Annotated in this window: 1 protein-coding gene; it reads left to right on the forward strand. The window is 68.5% G+C overall.

The annotated features are described in order from the left end of the window. The coding region (locus tag AB4Y92_RS25705) for a heparinase II/III domain-containing protein (RefSeq protein ID WP_441822192.1) at positions 1–466 on the forward strand (466 nt) is incomplete at both ends.

Consider the following 466-nt stretch of genomic DNA (forward strand, 5'->3'; position numbering starts at 1 on the left):
CCTCCGACGTGCGGGTCGCGCGGCAGGACAGCGAGGCTGGCCATGAATGGGTCGCGAGCCACGACGGCTATCGCCGCACTCTCGGCGCGCTGCACACCCGCCGGCTGCTGCTCAGCAATGACGGCACGACGCTGACCGGCGAAGACGAGATTGCCCTGCCCAAGGAAACGGAAGCGCTGCCGGCCGTGGCGCGCTTCCACTTGCACCCCGGCATTCGTGCGAGCCTGATCCGCGAGGGCGAAAGCGCCTTGCTCGCACTGCCCTCTGGCGAAGTCTGGGAGTTCGAGGCCTCCGGCCTCGTGGTCACGATCGAAGAAAGCATCTTTCTCGCCGCGGCCGACGGCAAGCGGCGAACCGAACAGCTGGCGATCCACTTCGATGCTGCCGTGACCCCGCAAGTCACCTGGCAACTGACCCGCGTCGGAACGGCACCCCGAGCCACGCGGCCGCATGAACGAGGCGGACC

It is taken from the genome of Lysobacter sp. TAB13, assembly GCF_052113885.1.
Lineage (GTDB): Bacteria > Pseudomonadota > Gammaproteobacteria > Xanthomonadales > Xanthomonadaceae > Lysobacter > Lysobacter gummosus.